This is a genomic window from Xanthomonas sp. JAI131 (assembly GCF_013410075.1).
GTDB lineage: Bacteria > Pseudomonadota > Gammaproteobacteria > Xanthomonadales > Xanthomonadaceae > Xanthomonas_A > Xanthomonas_A bonasiae.
Genome location: NZ_JACCCN010000006.1, coordinates 205,971 through 224,764, shown reverse-complemented (window position 1 = coordinate 224,764; position 18,794 = coordinate 205,971). Strand labels below are relative to the sequence as shown.

Annotated in this window: 18 protein-coding genes and 1 tRNA gene; 5 read left to right on the top strand and 14 right to left on the bottom strand. The window is 69.5% G+C overall.

The window, feature by feature from the left end; translation table 11 throughout:
- Window positions 1-367: 367 nt before the first annotated feature.
- Both HDC36_RS22445 and HDC36_RS22440 read right to left on the bottom strand, forming a co-directional pair.
- A tRNA-Glu gene (locus HDC36_RS22445) sits at window positions 368-444 on the bottom strand.
- 443 nt (window positions 445-887) lie between these two features.
- Window positions 888-1,073, bottom strand: a complete 186-nt coding sequence (locus HDC36_RS22440) for a hypothetical protein (RefSeq protein WP_179571071.1) — start codon at window positions 1,071-1,073, stop codon at window positions 888-890.
- Window positions 1,074-1,379: 306 nt separating this feature from the next.
- On the opposite strand from HDC36_RS22440, the gene HDC36_RS22435 reads away from it, so the two are divergent.
- Together HDC36_RS22435 and pcaD are read left to right on the top strand one after the other, a co-directional pair.
- Entirely contained in the window at window positions 1,380-1,868 is a 489-nt protein-coding gene (locus HDC36_RS22435; protein ID WP_179571070.1) for a nuclear transport factor 2 family protein, read from the top strand.
- 324 nt (window positions 1,869-2,192) lie between these two features.
- The gene (gene pcaD / locus HDC36_RS22430) at window positions 2,193-2,972 is read left to right on the top strand and encodes a 3-oxoadipate enol-lactonase (protein ID WP_179571069.1); all 780 of its coding nucleotides are present in this window, start codon (window positions 2,193-2,195) and stop codon (window positions 2,970-2,972) included.
- 73 nt (window positions 2,973-3,045) lie between these two features.
- Here pcaD and HDC36_RS22425 read toward each other — a convergent pair whose 3' ends face one another.
- Window positions 3,046-4,092 (bottom strand): NADP-dependent oxidoreductase, encoded by a 1,047-nt coding sequence (locus HDC36_RS22425; RefSeq protein WP_179571068.1) that lies wholly within the window; start codon window positions 4,090-4,092, stop codon window positions 3,046-3,048.
- Window positions 4,089-5,048: an aldo/keto reductase gene (locus HDC36_RS22420; RefSeq protein ID WP_179571067.1), complete on the bottom strand. Its 960-nt coding sequence runs from the start codon at window positions 5,046-5,048 to the stop codon at window positions 4,089-4,091. Before HDC36_RS22420 ends, HDC36_RS22425 begins: the two co-directional genes overlap by 4 nt.
- A gap of 175 nt (window positions 5,049-5,223) precedes the next feature.
- On the opposite strand from HDC36_RS22420, the gene HDC36_RS22415 reads away from it, so the two are divergent.
- Both HDC36_RS22415 and HDC36_RS22410 read left to right on the top strand, forming a co-directional pair.
- Entirely contained in the window at window positions 5,224-6,081 is an 858-nt protein-coding gene (locus tag HDC36_RS22415) for a class I SAM-dependent methyltransferase (protein ID WP_179571066.1), read from the top strand.
- Between the two features lie 113 nt (window positions 6,082-6,194).
- Entirely contained in the window at window positions 6,195-6,731 is a 537-nt protein-coding gene (locus HDC36_RS22410; RefSeq protein WP_179571065.1) for a pseudouridine synthase, read from the top strand.
- Window positions 6,732-7,044: 313 nt separating this feature from the next.
- On the opposite strand, the gene HDC36_RS22405 is transcribed toward HDC36_RS22410, so the two are convergent.
- Together HDC36_RS22405 and hrpB are read right to left on the bottom strand one after the other, a co-directional pair.
- Window positions 7,045-7,446 (bottom strand): hypothetical protein, encoded by a 402-nt coding sequence (locus HDC36_RS22405; RefSeq protein WP_179571064.1) that lies wholly within the window; start codon window positions 7,444-7,446, stop codon window positions 7,045-7,047.
- 412 nt (window positions 7,447-7,858) lie between these two features.
- Window positions 7,859-10,471: an ATP-dependent helicase HrpB gene (hrpB, locus tag HDC36_RS22400; protein ID WP_255432872.1), complete on the bottom strand. Its 2,613-nt coding sequence runs from the start codon at window positions 10,469-10,471 to the stop codon at window positions 7,859-7,861.
- 110 nt (window positions 10,472-10,581) lie between these two features.
- On the opposite strand from hrpB, the gene HDC36_RS22390 reads away from it, so the two are divergent.
- Window positions 10,582-11,379, top strand: a complete 798-nt coding sequence (locus HDC36_RS22390) for a TatD family hydrolase (protein ID WP_179571063.1) — start codon at window positions 10,582-10,584, stop codon at window positions 11,377-11,379.
- A 232-nt stretch (window positions 11,380-11,611) separates the two neighbouring features.
- On the opposite strand, the gene HDC36_RS22385 is transcribed toward HDC36_RS22390, so the two are convergent.
- The 8 genes from HDC36_RS22385 to HDC36_RS22350 all read right to left on the bottom strand — a co-directional run bounded on the left by HDC36_RS22385 (window position 11,612) and on the right by HDC36_RS22350 (window position 18,777).
- Window positions 11,612-12,124, bottom strand: a complete 513-nt coding sequence (locus HDC36_RS22385; RefSeq protein WP_179571062.1) for a hypothetical protein — start codon at window positions 12,122-12,124, stop codon at window positions 11,612-11,614.
- A 497-nt stretch (window positions 12,125-12,621) separates the two neighbouring features.
- Window positions 12,622-13,566 (bottom strand): 2-dehydropantoate 2-reductase, encoded by a 945-nt coding sequence (panE, locus tag HDC36_RS22380; RefSeq protein WP_179571061.1) that lies wholly within the window; start codon window positions 13,564-13,566, stop codon window positions 12,622-12,624.
- Between the two features lie 31 nt (window positions 13,567-13,597).
- Window positions 13,598-14,251, bottom strand: a complete 654-nt coding sequence (locus HDC36_RS22375) for a hypothetical protein (protein WP_255432871.1) — start codon at window positions 14,249-14,251, stop codon at window positions 13,598-13,600.
- Window positions 14,241-14,921, bottom strand: coding sequence for a TadE/TadG family type IV pilus assembly protein (locus HDC36_RS22370; protein ID WP_179571060.1), 681 nt, complete (start codon window positions 14,919-14,921; stop codon window positions 14,241-14,243). The genes HDC36_RS22375 and HDC36_RS22370 overlap by 11 nt, the downstream gene beginning before the upstream one ends.
- Window positions 14,918-15,313 carry a DUF192 domain-containing protein gene (locus tag HDC36_RS22365; protein ID WP_179571059.1) on the bottom strand — a complete coding sequence of 132 codons (396 nt, stop codon included), beginning with the start codon at window positions 15,311-15,313 and terminating at the stop codon, window positions 14,918-14,920. The genes HDC36_RS22370 and HDC36_RS22365 overlap by 4 nt, the downstream gene beginning before the upstream one ends.
- Entirely contained in the window at window positions 15,310-16,200 is an 891-nt protein-coding gene (locus HDC36_RS22360) for a type II secretion system F family protein (RefSeq protein ID WP_179571058.1), read from the bottom strand. The genes HDC36_RS22365 and HDC36_RS22360 overlap by 4 nt, the downstream gene beginning before the upstream one ends.
- Complete coding sequence (locus tag HDC36_RS22355; RefSeq protein WP_179571057.1) at window positions 16,197-17,048, bottom strand: type II secretion system F family protein; 852 nt, start codon at window positions 17,046-17,048, stop codon at window positions 16,197-16,199. The genes HDC36_RS22360 and HDC36_RS22355 overlap by 4 nt, the downstream gene beginning before the upstream one ends.
- Window positions 17,041-18,777, bottom strand: a complete 1,737-nt coding sequence (locus HDC36_RS22350) for an ATPase, T2SS/T4P/T4SS family (protein WP_179571056.1) — start codon at window positions 18,775-18,777, stop codon at window positions 17,041-17,043. Before HDC36_RS22350 ends, HDC36_RS22355 begins: the two co-directional genes overlap by 8 nt.
- Between the last annotated feature and the right edge of the window lie 17 nt (window positions 18,778-18,794).

Below are 18,794 nucleotides of genomic sequence, written 5' to 3'. Positions count from 1 at the left end.
TCTCCTTGTGTGGCTCTGGTGATCCGGTCCTGTGGATGAAATCGCCGCGCCGGACCGACGAGCGCGAGGACGCCACGTTGCGAGCGCCATGGGCGCCGCAACGCTGCAAGAGAAGTGCAAGTGCGCGCACGACGTCGCCACGGCGGCCAGCGGGCGCTGTCGGTGCGGAGGCCGGCGCATGTCGTCGGCATCGCGCTGCATTGCGATGCGACCGTCGGCGCAGGCGCGCACGTCCAGGGCGGCGTGGCGGCGGCAGCGGCGCTGCGGTGCATGCGTTACGCAGCGCCGGTGGCGATGCGTGCGGCGTGTCCCGCGCGGCGCGACTTGCTGGGCTTGCGCCCGGTATTGCACATGACGTGACAGGTCATGGTTCTCGGAGCGGGAATCGAACCCGCAACCCTCGGATTGAGTTTCCGATGCTCTACCCAATTGAGCTATCCAAAAGGTGACGTGCCGGAGTCGAACCGGCGACACGTGGACGCGCCACTGCTCTACCTCTGAGCTAACGTCTGGTGGAAACTGCACGTCCCGGCTGCAGGCATACGCGACGGCAGTGCCGTGCGCACCGGACGGGAATGGCATCCCGTACCGCTAGCGACCATTAAGTGCAGTTTCCCATTGCCGCCTCTTTCGAAACGGCAATTCCTGCGTCGATTCCATTCCCGCCGCCCGCGTCCGGCACCTGGACGCAGCGCTTGCGCGCCTCGCGAGCGAAACTTCCCTGTTTCCGGGCATTCCATGCCCGGGTGCCTGGGATGTTGGATCGACAAAAACAAAACACATGGCATGCGAACGCGCAAAGCAAAACGCCCCCGGCATGGTGTCCGAGGGCGTTCGCGTTCCTCGGAGATCGATGCAACCGATCTCCGCAACGGGCGATCAGTCGATCAGGTGGCGCGATCCAGCCGCAGCGCGGTATCGCGCTGCGCACGCAGGACCGCTGCGCGCGTTTCGCGCTGCAGGCCGGGCAGATGTGCGGTGAAGGGGCGGAAGGTCATGATCGTCGGAGTCGTCGTTGCCGAACGTGTCGGCTGATGGGCGCGCACATTACCTGCGTTGTTTTCGTTGCGCAAGGGGTTTATCGAATTATTTTTGTCTCTCTCGCCAATGCCTCGATCGCTGCGCCGCGCGTCAGCAGTCCTCGGCAGATTCGCAATCCTCGAAGAGGCGTTTCCAATTCTGGTGTTTTGGTTACTGTGGCCGGCTCCGCAAAGCGAAAAAAATCATCGGGAAATGGCCGCATTTTCTCCGGGCGATGCCCGACCTGGCGCAATGCGCACTGCTAGGCTCGCGGTGCGTCCTCCAGCGGCCAATCACTTACTTTCCGGTTACTGGATGGCGCCAGCGATCAAGCCACTTCCCCCGACGGAGTCATCGAAATGAAAATTCGCCTGCATGCGTCTCTGCTCGCATTGCTGCTCGCGTTCCCCGCCGCTTCCGCATTCGCGCAAACCGCGGTCACCGCCAATCCCAACCACCAGCAGCTGTTGCAGGGATCGGATTGGCGCACCGAGGCGAACAAGCGCCTGGTCTACGACTTCTGGCGCATCGTGTTCGAAGCCGGGCACACCGAGTACGCGCCGATGTACATGGCCAAGGACTATATCCAGCACAATCCGACTGTGGCCAACGGCCGCGACGCATTCCTGCAGTTCCTGACCGCGTTCGTCAAACCGCAGCCGATCAAGCCGCGCGTGCAGCTGCCGCTGGTGGCGATCCTCGCCGAGGGCGACTACGTGACCCTGGTATCGGTGCGCACGTTGCCCGACCCCAAGGATGCGACCAAGACCTACACGACCACCTGGTTCGACATGTTCCGCATCCAGAACGGCAAGATCCAGGAGCATTGGGATCCGGCGACCAAGTGAGATAGGCCAGGATCCGGGACATCGCGGCGATGCGTCGCTGCGGCACGCACGAGGTGTGTTGTCGCAGCGACGCGGTGCGTGTGGCCGTGATGCCGTCGTCGCACGGATTTCCTTGTTGTCCGGCGCCGACCCAGGGGTGGTGAATTGGATGTCGGTGTGGGCCGCATGTGCAGTCGGTCGCGCATGCGCCTCAAGAGTTCTGTGCCGGCTTGCGGTAGCGAACACCCGGCGGTACGCGCTTGGAGCATGCTGGCAAGGCGCGAGGGAGCTAGACTCCGGTAGCGGCCATCGGTCGCGCGCCCTTTCCCAGCCGACCCTGCCGCCATGCCCTTCCTCGAACTTCCGACGCATCGCCTGCATTACCGCATCGACGGCAGCGAAGGCCGCCCATGGCTGACCTTCTGCAATTCGCTCGGCACCGACCTGCACATGTGGGACGCGCAGATCGACGCGCTGGCACCGTACTACCGGGTGCTGCGCTACGACCGCCGCGGCCACGGCGCCTCGAGCGCCGCGCCTGGACCGTATCGGATCGAGGCGCTGGCCGGCGACGTACTGGCGTTGCTCGATGCGCTGGCGGTCGAGCGGACCCATTTCTGCGGCCTGTCGATCGGCGGGCTGACCGGGCAATGGCTGGGCATCCACGCCGGCGCGCGCCTGCACACGCTTACCGTGTGCGCGACCGCGGCCAGGATCGGCACCGAGGATGGCTGGCAGGCGCGCATCGCGCAGGTGCAGGCCGACGGACTGGCGTCGCTGCTCGCCGGCACCCGCGAGCGCTGGTTCACCCCGGCCTTCGCCGAGCTGCAGCCGGCAACGGTCGAGGCGATCCTGGCGAGCTTCCTGAGCACCGATGCGCAGGCCTATGCGGCCTGCTGCGAGGCGCTGGCCAGCGCCGATTTCCGCGAGGTCCTGGGCGAGATCGCCACGCCGCTGCTGGCGCTTGCCGGACACGACGATCCGGTCTGCCCGCCGGCCGATCTGCAGGCGATCGCCGCGCAGGCGGCGCGCGGCAGCTTCGCCCAGGTGCATGGCCGGCACCTGTGCAATGTGGAATCGCCGCACGCCTTCAACGACGCGCTGCAGCGCTTCCTGTTGCAATAGACGCGGTCAGGGCTGCACAGACAAGCGCCGCGCGATCCCTACCGCGCAGCGCAGGCTGTCCCATCCCGAATCCCTAATCCCGGCTTTCATCCAGCTGCACAACCAGCTTGCCGAAATTGCCGCCGCCGAGCATGTCGATGAAGGCCTGCGGCGCGTTCTCCAGCCCCTGCACGACATGCTCGCGATAGCGCACGCGGCCGTCGGCCAGCCACGCGCCCATCTCGCGCAGGAACTCGGGATAGAGCTTGACGAAATCGCCGACGATGAAGCCGCGCAGGGTCAGCCGCTGGCGCAGCACCTGGTTCATCAGTGCCGGCAGGCGGTCCGGCCCCGGCGGCTGTTCGCCCTTGTTGTTGTAGGTGGCGACGGTGCCGCACACCGGCACCCGCGCGAAATCGTTGAGCAGCGGCAGCACCGCATCGAACACGTGGCCGCCGACGTTCTCGAAGTACACGTCGATGCCGTCTGTCGCGGCGGCGCGCAGTTGCTCGGCGAAGTCCGCAGCGCGATGGTCCAGCGCCACGTCCAGGCCCAATTCCTCGCGCAGGTAGCGGCATTTCTCGGCGCCGCCGGCGATGGCGATCACCTTCGCGCCGCGCAACCTGGCGATCTGCGCCACGCTGGCGCCGACCGGGCCGGTGGCGGCGGCGACCACGACGGTCTCGCCGCTCTGCGGCTTGCCGATCTCGTGCAGGCCGGCGTAGGCGGTGAAACCAGGCATGCCGTAGACGCCGAGCGCGGTGCTCGGCGGCAGCGGCGAGTGCGGATCGAGCTTGCGCCGCAGGCCGGCGCCGTCGGCCACCAGGTGGGTCTGCCAGCCGCCGCTCTGCACCAGCACCAGGTCGCCGGGCTTGAGGTCGGGATGGTGCGATTCCAGCACCTCGGCGACGGTGCTGCCGACCATCACCTCGCCCAGCTGCACCGGCGGCGCGTACGAGGGCGCATCGCTCATGCGTCCGCGCATGTACGGATCCAGCGACAGCCAGCGGTTGCGCAGCAGCACCTGGCCGGGACCGGGCACGGCCAGTGGCGCCTGTTCGATGCGGAAATTCTCCGCGGTCGGCGCGCCTTGCGGACGCGAGGCGAGGACCACGCGGGTGGTATGGGAAGCGGTGCTCATACGGTTTCCTTGCTGGCGGTATCCAGTTGCGCGATGTCCTCGGCCGACAGCGCCAGGCGCGCGGCGGCCAACAACTGCTGCAACTGCTCGATGCTGGTGGCGCTGGCGATCGGCGCGGCGATGCCGGGGCGCGCGATCAGCCACGCCAGGGCGACCTGGGTCGGCGTGGCCGAATGCTTGCCGGCGATGTCGTCGAGCGCGGCGAGGATGCGCAGGCCGCGCGCGTTGAGGTAGCGCGCGATCACGCTGTCGCCGCGCGCTTGGCTCTTCGCCGCATCGGCGGGACTGCGGTACTTGCCGCTGAGGAACCCGCGGGCCAGCGCGTAGTAGCAGAGCGTGCCCAGTCCCTGTTCGCGCACCAGCGGTTCCAGGCCGGCCTCGTAGCCGGCGCGGTCGTACAGGTTGTATTCGGGCTGCAGCGTCTCGTAGCGCGGCAATCCGTACTGCGCCGACACCTTCAGCGCTTCGGCCAGGCGTTCGGCGCTGTAGTTGGAGGCGCCGATCGCGCGCACCTTGCCTTGCTCGATCAGCCGCCCGAACGCGGCCAGCGAGGCTTCCAGCGGCACCGATTCGTCGTCCTCGTGGGCCTGGTACAGATCGATCACGTCGGTCTGCAGGCGCTGCAGCGATTCGTCCACCGCTGCGGCGATGTTGTCGGCGGCCAGGCCCGGGCGTTCGGCCCACTTGCCGACCTTGGTCGCGATCAGCACCTTGTCGCGCTTGCCGCTGCGCTTGAGCCACTGGCCGATGATGGTTTCCGACTCGCCGCCGCGGTTGCCGGGCACCCAGGCAGCGTACGCATCGGCGGTATCGATCAGGTTGAAGCCCGCTTCGACGAAGGCGTCGAGCAAGGCGAAGGAGGTCTTGGCGTCGGCACTCCAGCCGAACACATTGCCGCCGAAGGCGAGCGGCGCCGCGTGCAGGCCGGAACGGCCGAGTTCGCGCGTGTGCAGCATGGGGAACGCTCCGCTGTGGGGAAGGGCGACAGGATAGTCGTCCGAGGTTTCGGTATCGGGGCGATGGTCGCGAAAACAGCGTTCCGTTTGCGTGATTCGGGCTAACGCGAAGACAACATTCGGGCGTGCGCGCATGCGTGCTAGGCTCGCGTCACACCGACAACGGACGTACGCCATGAGCCTTCGCACCACGCTTGCCTGCGCTTGTACCCTTGCCATTGCCGCGACGCTGGCGATCCCGAACGCGCAGGCGATCAAGCCTGCCGACAGCGCCAGCCTGCCGGCGCCGGATGCGGCCTTGCAGAAGGCCATCGACGGCAGCTGGCGCGACCGCGTTTACGCCGAGCGCGACGCCTATCGCCACCCCGGGCAGACCCTGGCGTTCTTCGGCATCAAGCCGACCCAGACGGTGATCGAGATCACCCCGGGCGGCGGCTGGTATTCGGAGATCCTGGCGCCGTACCTGCGCGAGCGCGGCCAGTACATCGCCGCGGTGGTCGATCCGACGGCGGTGCCGGAAGGGCGCGGCCGCGAGTATCAGCAGAAGGCGCGCGCGACGCTGGAGCAGAAGTTCGCCGCCGCGCCGGCGCAGTACGACCGCGCCAAGCTGGTGGCGTATTCGCCGACCGCGCCGGTGTTTGGTCCGGCCGGCTCGGCCGATCTGGTGCTGACCTTCCGCAACGTGCACAACTGGCGCATGTCCGGCCAGGCCGAGGGCATGTTCAAGGGCTTCTACGCGGTGCTCAAGCCCGGCGGCGTGCTCGGCGTGGTCGAGCACCGGGCCAAGGCCGATGTGCCGGCCGACGACAAGAGCGGTTACGTCGGTCAGGCGCAGGTGATCGCGATGGCCGAGGCGGCCGGCTTCAAACTGGCCGGCAAGAGCGAGGTCAACGCCAATCCGCGCGACACCAAGGACTATCCGGGCGGCGTGTGGACGCTGCCGCCGAGCAACAGCCACGATGCCGCCGACGATGCCAAGTACAAGGCGATCGGCGAGAGCGACCGGATGACGCTGAAGTTCGTCAAGCGCTGAGAACGGCGGCGCGGGCAGCGGGAAAGGAAAACCGGCGTGGGAGAATTACCCGCGCCGCGCGCGCCGTCGATGCGTGGCCAATCCCGAATCCCTTTTCCCCAATCTCCGCTTCCATGCTGATCGCGTTCAACAAGCCGTTCAATGTGCTGTGCCAGTTCACCGATCGCAGCGACCCGCCGCGGCGCACGCTGGCCGGGTTCGGCCTGCCCGCCGAGGTGTACGCGGCGGGGCGGCTGGACTACGACAGCGAAGGCCTGCTGCTGCTCACCGACGACGGCGCGCTGGCGCACCGCTACACCGATCCGCGGCACAAGCAACCGAAGACGTACTGGGTGCAGGTGGAAGGCGTGCCGCAGCCCGAACAGCTGCAGCGCCTGCGCGATGGCGTGGTATTGAACGACGGACCGACCGCGCCGGCGCAGGCCAGCGTGTTGGAGACAGCGCCGGACCTGTGGCCGCGCGACCCGCCGGTGCGCTTCCGCAAGACGGTGCCCGATGCCTGGCTGCAGATCGTGCTGCGCGAAGGGCGCAATCGCCAGGTGCGGCGCATGACGGCCGCGGTCGGCTTGCCGACCTTGCGCCTGGTCCGCGCGGCGATCGGCGCGCACCGGCTGGAGGGGTTGGCGCCGGGCGCGTGGCGGGCGCTGTAAGCCATGTGGGCAACGCCCCCGTGTAGGAGCGGCTTCAGCCGCGACGCTTTACCGGTAGCCCTGTCGCGGCTGAAGCCGCTCCTACAGGAACGGGGCCGGTGGTCGCGAATTCCGGATTGAGACGCTTGCGTGCCGTGTGGCGTGTCCGCAGGCGCTCGACGATCGCCGTCGCGGGGGGCTTCGTCGCCGCGCTGCAGATCGCTTGGACACCACGTCGTCCGCTGCCTGTAAACGAAAACAGCGGCCGGATGCATCCGGCCGCTGTTTCGATGGCGCTGCCGTCGTCGCTGTCGCGGCGACGCTGCTGCAATGCTTATTCTTCGGTGGCGTCCTGCGCGGCCGCGGCACGGCGCGAGGTGCGCGCCGCCGAACGACGGGCACCGGCGTTGCCGCGCTTGCTGGCTTCGATGCGCTGCGAATCGCCTTCGATCGGCGCGTTGTTGTCGCGCTGGCGCTTGCGGTAGATCGCATACCCGAGCAGGCCCACGCCCACCGCCGCGGCGGCGATCGCGATGACCGGATTGCGGCGCACCGCCGTCCGCGCGACCTTGGTGCCGGTCTTCACCGCACCCAGCGCCGCACCGGTCTTCAGCGCGCCCATGGCGGCGCCGGACTGCAGCCACTTGTTGGCCTGCGGCCCGATGTGACGGAGGCTGTCGCCGGCATGGCTGGCGAGATCCAGCGCGCGGTCGGTGATGATGGTCAGCTTGCTCATGGGGGCGTCCCTACTGGCAGGAATAAGGACCGCAGTGTCCCCCGGGTACCGTATAGACCGCGTTAGCGCGCCGGCGTGGAGTCGTCTGCCGGCTGAATGCGCGGCCGGTTCGGGTGCGGTGGCCGGTGCGGTTGCGATCGCCACGGTGGGATGTCTCGACGGGACCGCACGCCGTGGCGCTGGCGCGACGTTGCCGCGGGCGACGTCGATCAGCGCAGCGTTCGCGCCGGGTCCATCGCCTTCGCCATCCACGGGCAGGGACGGCGGGCGAGGCGGTGCTCGCCTGCATCGGTGCATCCGGCGTGCTTGCGCCGGACCTTCGGAAACGCGGCGTGCAGACGGAACGTCCTCTTCGCCGCTGTTGCCCGTCTGCAACGGCCGCAAACCTGCAGCGCGATGGCTGCCGCCGTGCTCAAGTGCCGCGCGGCTTCGCGCGATGGCTGGCGGTGGCGGTCCACGGGTCGTCCGGCCACGGGTGGCGCGGATAGCGGCCCTTCATTTCCTTTTTCACTTCCGGATAGGTGCTGGACCAGAAGTTGCGCAGGTCCTGGGTCACCTGCAGCGGGCGCCCGCCGGGCGAGAGCAGGTGCAGCAGCAGCGGCACGCGGCCGTCGGCGACGCGCGGGGTGTCGGCCAGCCCGAACAGTTCCTGCAGCTTCACCGCCAACACCGGCGGTTGCGGTTGGCCGGCGTGGTCGAGCGTGTAGTCGATGCGCCGCTCCATGCCCGAGGGCACCGTGATCCGCGTCGGCGCGTGGCGATCGACGGTCTGCCGCTGGTCCCACGGCAGCAGCGACTTCAGCGCCTCGCCGAGGTCGTCTTCGCCGAGCGCATCGAGCCGGGTCTTGCCGGCGAAGGCCGGGCGCAGCCAACCGTCCAGGCCTTCCAGCAGCGCTGCGTCGCCAAGATCGGGCAGGCCCAGCTCCGGCATCCACGTGCGCAGCGCGACCGCGCGCGCGCGCCACTGGGTCAGCGGCTCGCTCCACGGCAGCGCCTGCAGGCCGAGTTCGCGTACCGCCTCGGTCAGCGCTGCCGCCGCATGCGCCGGATCGACGCGGCCGGCGGGGCGGCTGTCGAGCACGATGCGGTCGAAGCGGGTTTCGCGCAGCGCGCTCAACGCGCGCCGCTCGGCGTCCCAGCGCACCACGTCCTGCTGCACGAAGCGCTGCGGGAAATCCGCGCGCAGCCGCGCCTCGTCCACCGGCGCGGCGCGCAGCAGCAGTGCGTCCTTGGCTTCGTAGCGCAGTTCGGTGGCGACTAGCCACGGCTCGCCGCGCAGGTCGCTGTGCTCGAACAGGCGTGCGCTGCGGCCGTTGGCCAGCAGATAGCGCAACGGATCGGCCGGATGGCGGGTGGCGATGCGGTCGGGGAAGGCATGGGCCAGCAGGTCGCCGAGTTCGTGCGCTTCCACGCTGTCCGGCGCGGCAGCGTCGCTGCGCAGGCGCCGCCGCCATTGCTTGGCGGCCGCATCGATCGCGGCCAGGCCGCCGCGGTTGGCGTCGTGCGGGGCGCGGCCGCGGCGGAACCCGGCCAGTGCGCGCCAGCGCGCCGCCAGCGCGTCGCCGCCCTGGCGCAGCGGATCGCGCGCCTCGACCAGCGCGGCCAGGTCGCAGGCCAGCGCCTGCGCACGCGCATCCGGCGCGGCCAGCAGCATCGCCGCCAGCCGCGGATGGGTGCCCAGCGCCAACATGCGCCGGCCGGCCGCGGTGATCGCTTGGTTCTCGCTCAAGGCCCCTAGCCGCTGCAGCAGTTCGCGCGCGGCGGCCAGCGCGCCGGCCGGCGGCGGATCGACGAAGCGCAACGCGTCGCTGCCCCAGGCCGCCAGTTCCAGCGCCAGCCCGGCCAGTTCCACCTGCAGCATTTCCGCGCGGCGCTGCGCCTCCAGGCGCTGCGACTGCGGCCACAGCCGGTACGCCCAGCCGGCGGCGACACGGCCGGCACGGCCGGCGCGCTGGTCGGCCGAGGCCTGGGCGATGGCGGTCACGTCCAGCCGCGAGAAACCGCTGTTGGGGTCGTAGTGCGGCTCGCGCGCCAGCCCGGCATCGATCACCACACGCACGCCGGGCAGGGTCACCGAGGATTCGGCCACGTTGGTCGCCAGCACCACGCGGCGGCGGCCGTGCGGATCGGGCTGCAGCACCCGGGCCTGCTGTTCGACCGGCAGTTCGCCATGCAACGGCAACACGTCGACACCGCTGCCTTCTCCCCCCGGGAGAAGGTGGCGCGCAGCGCCGGATGAGGGTGCGCCCGAGGCGGTGCCGGAGGCCAGGGTGCCAGAAGCGGCCCCCGATGCGGGCACTCCCAGCCCCACCCCGGCTGCCTCCAACGCCGCCTGCACCCGCGCGATCTCGCGCTGCCCGGGCAGGAACACCAGCACGTCGCCGGGATGCTGCTGCAGCGCATGTTCGATGGCGCGGCGGGTCTGCGCTTCCAATGCCTCCTCGCGCCGCGCCGGGAAATGCGCGATCTCCACCGGATAGCTGCGGCCGGCACTGGACAGCCGCGGCGCGTCCAGGAACTGCGCCAGGCGTTCGCCGTCCAGCGTCGCCGACATCACCACGATGCGCAGGTCCTCGCGCACCTGCGCCTGCACGTCCAGCGCCAGCGCCAGGCCCAGGTCGGCGGCCAGGTGGCGTTCGTGGAATTCGTCGAACAGCAGCGCGCCGACGCCGTCGAGCATCGGGTCGTCCTGCAGCATCCGGGTCAGGATGCCTTCGGTGACCACTTCGATGCGGGTGCGCGCGGACACCTTGTTCTCGAAGCGGATGCGGTAACCCACGGTCTCGCCCGGCGCCTCGCCGCGCTGCCGGGCCATGAACGTGGCGGCGCTGCGCGCGGCGACCCGGCGCGGTTCCAGCATCACGATGCGGCGGCCCTGCAGCCACGGCGCGTCCAGCAGCGCCGGCGGCACCTGGGTGGTCTTGCCGGCGCCGGGCGGGGCTTCCAGCACCAGCCGCGGGTGCGCGGCGAGGCTGTCGCGGATCTGCGGCAGCAGCGGGTCGATCGGAAAAACGGGAGAGGCCATCGGCCAAGGATACGGATCGGCTGCGCCGCTGTAGAGCGCGCCGATCTCGCCGGTAGCGCCGGCCCCGTACAATCTCCCGCTTTCCTGCCCGGCTTCCTCGGCATCTCCGCATGACTCTGATCGATATCGGCGCCAACCTCACCCACGACTCCTTCGATCGCGACCGCGACGCGGTGCTGCAGCGCGCCCGCGACGCCGGCGTCGCGCAGTTGGTGGTGACCGGCGCCAGCCGCGAGCACTCGCCGTTGGCGTTGCAGCTGGCGCAGCAGCACCCCGGTTTCCTCTACGCCACCGCGGGCGTGCATCCGCACCACGCGCTCGAGTACACCGCCGAGTGCGACGCCGAACTGCGCGCGTTGCATGCGCATGCCGAGGTGGTGGCGGTGGGCGAGTGCGGGCTGGACTACTTCCGCGACCTGGCGCCGCGCCCGGCGCAGCACCGCGCCTTCGAGCGCCAGCTGCAGCTGGCCGCCGACACCGGCAAGCCGCTGTTCCTGCACCAGCGCGACGCGCATGCGGATTTCCTGGCGCTGATGCGCCAGTTCGACGGCAAGCTCGGCCCGGCGGTGGTGCACTGCTTCACCGGCACCCGCGAGGAGCTGTTCGATTACCTGGACCGCGACTGGCACATCGGCATCACCGGCTGGCTGTGCGACGAGCGCCGCGGCGCGCATCTGCGCGAGCTGGTCAGGAACATCCCGGCAGCGCGGCTGATGATCGAGACCGACGCGCCGTACCTGCTGCCGCGCACGCTCAAGCCGCTGCCGAAGGACCGGCGCAACGAACCGGCGTTCCTGGCGCACATCGTCGAGGAACTGGCGCGCGACCGCGGCGAGGACGTGGCGGCGACCGCGGCGGCGACCACCGCCACCGCGCGCGGGTTCTTCCGCTTGCCCGACGCTGCATGAGCGCAGTCCGCCGCCCGGCTGCGGCTATCGCGGTTGTGCGTGGCGATGCGGACCGAATGCTGGCGGCACGTGCGCTGCCGCAGCAGTCGATCGCGGTCGTTTGCGCTCGCGAGATCCTGTAGGAGCGGCTTCAGCCGCGACCGGCACTACCGTTAGCGCCTGTCGCGGCTGAAGCCGCTCCTACAGGGTTCATGGCCCGTCGCTGCGCCGGTTTTCCGTGCGCGGATCCGCGCTATTCGATCTGCGCGTCCTCGCGCTTGGCTTCCGCCATCGCTTCCGGCTCCAGTTCCTCGGCGCTGCGGTTGAGCTTGACGAACACGCCCCAGGCGACCAGCAACAGCGCCGCGCACAGGCCGACCGCGGTGGCATAGGGCAGCTTGGCCGGGTCGTCGTGCATCAGTTCGAACACGGACACCAGCGTCTCGATCGCCAGGGCGATGACGATGACCACGAAGAACCGCGACAGGTAGCGGCGCACCCGCGTCGGGCCGCTGATCTTGACGTCGCGCTGCACCTCTTCCTCGAAGATGGTCTGGCCCAGTTCCAGCGTCACCAGCGCCACGGTGAGCAGCCCGATCGCCTCCAGCACCACGTTGAAGCGGTCGCGGATGACCAGGTCGCCGCCGGGGGTGAGGCCGTGCCACAGTTCCAGCACCGCCATCGCCACCAGGCCGGCGGCGCACAGCAGGAACAGCAGGATGATCAGGAAATGGCCGCCGCGGAATATCTTTTCCATGAACTTCATCGCCGCTCGCCGTGGTCAGGTCGGCGAGCATAGGCGCGGCGGGCGTCAGCGGCGCGCGAAGAGGCGCGACGGACGGGGCACACGTGCCGCAGCCGAGGACTCGCAGGCACGCAATGCGTTCCGCGGCCCCCCGAGGCGGCTGCCGCGTGGCGGACTGCGCTGCCCGGTCGGGCGGATCAGGGAATGCATCAGTGGCGGTGGACGGTCTCGGGCATCGGCGTCGGCGGGTCCTCGCGGCTCCGGTGACCGGGGAAGTGCCTGTCGCGGTTGCACCCACTCCATGCACGCGCAAGGGCAAGCCGGGCGGGGTGGGTTTTGGGAGGGACTCCAGTCCCGACGCGTGTCGGCCGGACAGTCGCATGGCGACGCGCGTCGCGGCCGGCCCCGCTCGTACCAGATGCATGCCGGCGCATGGCGGTGTGCCGGGGACCTGTGGGGGCGTGAACCTCTCCGCTGCGAGGCGCGTCACTGTGGCGGCGTCGCCCGCCGCCATGCCTTCAGCCTTGCGCCAACCCGGCCTGGTAAGCCTGCAGATGGCAGTACGCGGCCAGCAGCCACGGTGCGGCATGGCCGGCGGCGCGGGCACGGGCCAGCATGTCGCCGACGATGTGCTGCGCTTCCACCTGCTGCCCGGCTTCCAGGTCGCGCAGCATCGAGGCCTTCATCGGCGAGCCGGGTTGGGTCAGCAGCTGCAGTGCGCTGGCCTGCGCCGCTTCCGGCACCGGTTCGCCGGCGGCGGCGGCGACCGCCGTGCATTCGGCATACAGCCCGCGCAGCAGCGCCACGCCGTCGTCGCTGGCGACGATGCGGCCGGTTGGCGCGCGCATCAGGCAGGTGGCCGCGGCCAGCGCGGTCAGGAAGGTGTACTTGATCCACTGTTCCTGCGCGATCCGGGGCGTGGCGACATGGTCGATGCCGGCCTGCGTGCAGGCGGCGGCCAGGTCGCGCACGCGGGCGCTGTCGGCGCCGCGCCCGTCGCGCTCGCCGAAGGTCAGCGAGGCCGGCTTGGCCAGGTGCTCGATGGCGCCGTCCGCGCCCAGCGTGGCGCTGATGAAGCACAGGCCGCCGAGCACGCGGTCGGCGCCGAAGCGCGCGTCCAGCAGCGGGTAGTGGCGCAGGCCGTTGAGGATCGGCAGCAGCGCGGTGCCCGGGCCCATCGCCGGCGCCAGCGCGTCCAGTGCGCTGTCCAGGTCGTAGGCCTTGCAGCTGAGGATCGCCAGGTCGAACGGTCGCGCCGCAGCCGCGGCCGGCAGCGTGTCGGCGGTCAGGGTGGCCACCGCGACGTCGGCATCGCCGCGCGGGCTGCGGATGCGCAAGCCGTCGCGCTGCAGGCGCTCGGCCCGCGCCGGGCGGACCAGGAAGGTGACGTCGGTGCCGGCCTGGGCCAGGCGTCCGCCGAAGTAGCCGCCGGTTGCGCCGGCGCCGAGGATCAGGATGCGCATGCGCCGATGGTAGCAGCGGCGCCGGCTGGCTTCAGCGCCGGGGTGCGGCCGTGCCCGGCGTGCGCAAGCCTTCCGGCGGCTCGAAGGCGTCGGCGGGCACGGGTTCGTAGCTGACCGTGTCCACACGCAGGCTGCGTTCGTCGCGTCGGTTCCCGATGCGGCCGCGGTAGCCGAGCAACAGGCCGTTGCCGTCTAGCCACAGCGTGCCGGTGGTGGTCCCGTCGGGCCCCTGCGTGGCCGATTGATAGCGCCAGCCCGCGGCGAGGCGGCCGGCGATGAACTCGCCGGGCGCCGGCGCGCAACGCCCGCCGATCCGTGCGCAGGGATTCTTGGGGTCGTACCAGTAAGGCCCGCTGGCGTCGGCGACCGGAAGCCGGTAGTCGCCTGAGCGGCTGATCAGCCAGGCGCGGCCCCGGGTGCCGGGGGCGACCAGATAGGCATCGGGCGCGTGCTCGCCGACGAAGTCGATGCGGATCGCTTCGCCACGCAGGCGCACCTGCACCTGGACCGAGTCGCCGGCCTGCTTCGGACCCAGCGGACCGAAGCCATACGCGCGTCCCTGCAGCCTGGCCTGCGGCGGCGGTGGTCCTTCTGCTGCCGCGTCCGTCGATTGGGACCGCGACGGGGCACTGACGAGGCCCAGCACGCCCGCCAGCAACGCCGCGGCCAGCCGTTCAGCGCGCAAGATTGCCGCTGTCGTAGATGGGCGACTGCATGCGCACCACCGCGTAGGACTCGATCGGCATGCGGCGGTGGCCACTGATCGGCTCCTCGATCAACATCGAAACCGGCCGATAGCTTTCGCCGCCGCTGACCAGATCCGACAGACCGACGATGACGCGGTCGACGAACGGCACGATCAGCGGCATGTTGTAGGTGACCTTGATTTTCAGGATGTTGGCGTCCTGCACGTTGACCTGGCTGCCGCCGATATTGGCGTTGCGGAATGCAAGGCTGTCGTTGGGAAGCGCGTAGCGGCCGTCGTACTGGCGTTCGCGGAATTCGTTGAAGGCCGCGCGCGTCGGCGAGATCACTTCGATCTTCGAGAAGATCAGCACCTCGGTCAGCTTGATCTTCTGTTTGGTGAGCAGCGCGTTTGCGGTGTCCGGCGACTGCACGAACAGCGGGGTCAGGCCGCCGGCGAGCGCGTCCTGCATGTCGCCGCGCTTCACCCCGCTTACCGCGCCGGCGCGTGCCGCCTGGAACGTGGCGTAGTCCAGCACGGTCTTGGCGCGATAGATCAGGATGAACTGGAAGATCACCAGCACCAGGAACAGGAAGGTGGGGACCACCACGCAGAACTCGACCAGGGACTGGCCGCGTTGCCGGCGCGGCACGTGACGCAATGCGTTCATGGGTGTTCTCCCGCAAAAGCGGTCGGTCGGGATGCGGCGGAAGCTTCGGCCGGCCACCAGGCCAGGCGCTCGCCGCGCGTCGGTTGCAGCGCCTGCAGGCTGCCTGCCGCCAGTTCCAGCGTGGCGTGGGCGCGCAGGCAGGCGGCGCCGCGCCAGGGCCTGACCCGCTCGCGCCACTCCAGCACATGGCCGTCGCGGTCCAGGAACAGCAGGTCCAGCGCGTAGCCCATGGCGAAGGTGTGCACGCTGTTGCAGGGCTCGATCAACAGCCCCTGGCCGGATTGCAGCGGCGCGCGCCCGAGCAGGCCGCGCAGGCGCAGCCACCAGGTGTCGGCGCGCCACACGCTGTGCAGCAGCACCTCGCCCTCGCGGCGCAGCGTGCCGCACCTCACAGGATCCCCTGCTGCTTCATCTGCAGATAGATGAAATAGGCCAGCACCACGAAGATCAGCGGGAAGAAGAACAGCACCAGCGGCAGCATCATCTTCACCGGGGCCTCCAAGGCCAGTTTCTCGGCGCGCAGGAAACGTTCCTCGCGGCGCTGCATGGCCTGCGAGCGCAGCGTTTCGCTGAGACTGGCGCCGACCCGGTCGGCCTGGATCAGCGCGCTGGTGAAGTTGGAGATCTGCGAGATGTCCATGCGGTCGGCCATGCGTCGCAGCGCCTCGGCGCGCGGCAGCCCGGCGCGCAGGTCGCGCAGCATCCGCGAGAACTCCTGCGACAACGGTCCGGGCGGGCCTTTCTGCACCGACTGTTCGATCGCCCCGGTGATGTTCAGGCCGGCCTCGACCGCCATGGTGATGAAGTCCAGGAACGTCGGCAGGTCGCGCACGACGTGCTTGCTGCGCTGCTTGCGCCGTTCGCCCAGCCACAGCGTCGGATACATCCAGCCCAGCGGGATGCCGAACAGCAGGCACATCGACAGCGCGCCCATGCTGAACTTGCCCAGCAGCATCACGATGACGGCGAACACCACGCTGACCGCGCAGGCGGCGACGATGCGCGTGCCGTACAGTTCCTCCGGCGTCAGCACGAAGTCCTGCCCGGCCGACTGCAGGCTGCGATGCGCGCGTTCCAGCTGCGCGGACTTGAGCCGCGGGCCGACCAGGTGCGTGGCGGCGGTGACCAGCGGCCAGAGCAGGCGCAATGCCGACGGCAGCGGATCCTGGTAGTTGCGATCATCCTGCGGCACCGCCTGCAGCAGCCCGCGCAGCGCGAACATCACCAGGCCAACGGCGGCCAGCGCCAGCAGCGCGACCAGGGCGAGCATCCAGTTCATATGTCGATCGTCATGATCTTGCGGCACATGCGGTAACCCAGGTACTCGAGCACGCACATCAGCGCGATGACGCACCAGCCGAGCATGGTGTGGAACATCGGGTTCATCGTTTCCGGGTAGAACAGCACCAGGAAGCCGACCAGGCCGGCCGGCAGCATCGCCATCACGATGCCCTGCAGCTTGCCCTGCGCGGTCAGCGCCTTGACCTTGCCTTCCATGATCAGCTTGCGGCGCAGGGTCTCGGCCAGGGTCGACAGGCTCTCCGCCAGGTTGCCGCCGACCTCGCGCGAGATGCCGACCGCGGCGACGAACAGCTTCACGTCGGCGATCGGAACGCGCTTGGCGAAGTTGTCCAGCGCCTCGTCTGTGCGCACGCCCATGTGCTGCTCGCGCAGGATCAGCGCCAGTTCCTGCGCCAGCGGCGGTTGCCCGTCATGGGCTAGCGCTTCCAGCGCCGGATTGAAGCCGACGCCGGCGCGCAGGCTGCCGGACATCATCAGCAGGCTATCGGGCAGCTGTTGCTGGATCTGGTCCAGCCGCCGCTGCTTCAGCCACAGGTAGATCTTGCGCGGCGCCACCGCCAGCACGATCACCGCGACCACCGGCAGCAGCAGGTTGCCGCTGATCAGCCATAGCAGCAGCGGGATCAGTGCCAGCACCACGCCATTGGCCACGAACAGCATCTGCGGATCGACGAACAGGAACATGTCGGCCAGGTTCAGCCGCGCCGTATCTACGAAGCGCTCGTGGTAGCGCTGCATGAAGTTCGCGCTGGCCCGTACCAGCAGCAGCCCGGAGACGGTGACGCAGCTGAACGCGAGCAGGGCGACCAGCCAGATGTTATCCATTGCCCTGGCCGCCGTTGCGGAAGATCGACAGGTCCACCGGCACGCCGCGTTCGGCCAACTCCTCGTAGAACTCCGGCACCGCGCCGGTGGCAATGAAGTCGCCGGTAACCTTGCCGTCGCGGCCGGCGCTGGATCTGGCCTTGAACAGGAACACGTCCTGCAGCTGGATGGTGCCGCTTTCCACGCCGGTGATTTCGGTGATATGGCTGACCTTGCGCGAGCCGCAGGGGAAGCGCTTCTGGTGCACGATCAGGTCCACCGCCGAGGAGATCTGTTCGCGTACTACGGTCATCGGCAGTTCCATGCCGGCCATCATCACCATCACTTCCAGGCGCGACAGCGCCTCGCGCGGATTGTTGGCATGCGCGGTGGTCAGCGAGCCTTCGTGGCCGGTGTTCATCGCCTGCAGCATGTCCAGCGCTTCGCCGCCGCGGCACTCGCCGACCACGATGCGGTCCGGACGCATGCGCAACGCGTTGCGGACCAGGTCGCGGATCGAGATGTGGCCCTTGCCTTCCATGTTCGGCGGACGTGCCTCCAGCGCGACCAGGTTCGGCTGCACCAGTTTCAGTTCGGCCGCATCCTCGATGGTGACGATGCGGTCGGTGTCGGGGATGAAGTTGGACAGGATATTGAGCAGCGTGGTCTTGCCCGAGCCGGTGCCGCCGGTGACCACGATGTTGCGCCGCTCGCGCACCGCCATGATCAGGAATTCCAGCATCGGCGCGTTGAGCGAGCCGAAGTCGATCAGGTCCTTGCCCTCCAGCTTGCGCTTGGAGAACTTGCGGATGCTGATGCTGGGGCCGCGCAGCGCGATCGGCGGAATGATCGCGTTGACGCGCGAGCCGTCCTTCAGGCGCGCATCGACCATCGGCGAGCTCTCGTCGATGCGCCGCCCGAGCGGGGTGACGATGCGTTCGATCGCCGACAGCACCGCGCGGTCGCTGGTGAAGCACACCGGCGACTGCTCGATCCGTCCGGCGCGCTCGATGAAGATCTGGTCGTAGGCGTTGACCATGATCTCGGTCACCGTGTTGTCCTCGATCAGGTCTTCCAGCGGCCCCAGACCGATCGCTTCGTCCAGCACTTCCTTGGCCAGGCGGCGGCGGTTGATGGTCTTGGGCAGGTCGGCGAACTCGCGTTCCAGCACGTCGTCGATCAGCGCGATGGTGGCGGCGCGCAAGGCATCGTCGCCCATGCTGCGTACGTCCAGGCGTCGCAGGTCCATCTGCTTGACCAGCGAGGCGTGTACCTTGGCGCGATAGACCGCGATGTCCGGCGGCAGGTCCTGCGGACGCGCCAGTTGCCGCTGTTCCTGCACGTCGGCCATCGGCTGGTTGGCCGCGGCCGTCGCCGGATCGGCGAGCGCCGCCGCGGGTGCGGCGGCCGGCGCATTGAACGTGGCCGGATCGTGGCGCGGCGCCGAGGCTTCCGGCTCGTCGCCGACCACCTGCAGGCGATAGTCGCCGATCTGCACCAGATCGCGGCTGCTCAGCGGCCCGCGGCTGCCTGACACCTTCTCGCCGTTGACCAGCACCGACGCGCGCCCGCCGAAGGCCTCGATGAAGATGCCGTCGTCCTCGCGCTTCAGCGCCGCATGCTGCTGGGCGATGCTCCAGCCCTGCAGCACCACTAGATTGCCGTCGCCGCGGCCGATGCCGCATTCGCGGTGCAGGCAGCGGACATGGCGTTGGTCGCGGTTCGGCGTATCGATGAGGATGTTGAACATGGTTCTGTCTACGGAGA